Below are 620 nucleotides of genomic sequence, written 5' to 3' on the forward strand. Positions count from 1 at the left end.
AAAGCAAACAAGCGCGTGAAGTGCTAAGCTCTTATCTTGAATCCATGCTATATAAGTCCCATGGTATTGGTATGTGCCAGACTTGGGACTTTTTTATCCTCTGTTGCCGTAAAACCACCGACTTTAGGCGGTGGATATAAGGCAACTCATACACTATAACGCTTGCATAAATTTTGCTAAAATAATTTGCATGAAAACACTCAAGCTACGCATACGAGACAAACACATAAACCAATTAAATCGCCTAAGCGGTTCGGTGAATTTCGTATGGAACTACGTTAATGCGTTAAGCTACGAGCATCTTAAGCGTACTGGCAAGTTCTTTAGTGCTTACGACCTAAACGACTACACCAAAGGTAGCGGTGAACTACTTGGCTTACACAGTCAGACCATCCAAGCCATCAATGAAACCCACGCCAAAGCTCGAAAGCAATTCAAAAAAGCCAAACTAAACTGGCGAACCAACAACCCAAATTCAAAACGTAAATCATTAGGCTGGCTACCCTTTAAACAATCCGCCATCAAACACATTGCTACCCACCAAACAAGTAAAAAAGGCTTAAAATCCACCTTACAGCTTAGTTTAGCCAAAGGACAAAAGCTAATCATTGATCTATGGG

The 620-nt window shown here is 41.1% G+C and carries 1 protein-coding gene; it reads left to right on the forward strand.

The features are described 5' to 3' along the window. Positions 1–256 precede the first annotated feature (256 nt). Positions 257–620, forward strand: a 364-nt coding sequence (locus tag M3175_RS25785; protein WP_503328626.1) for a hypothetical protein, incomplete at its 3' end; no start/stop codon positions are given.

This window comes from Robertmurraya korlensis (assembly GCF_023715225.1).
GTDB lineage: Bacteria > Bacillota > Bacilli > Bacillales > Cytobacillaceae > Robertmurraya_A.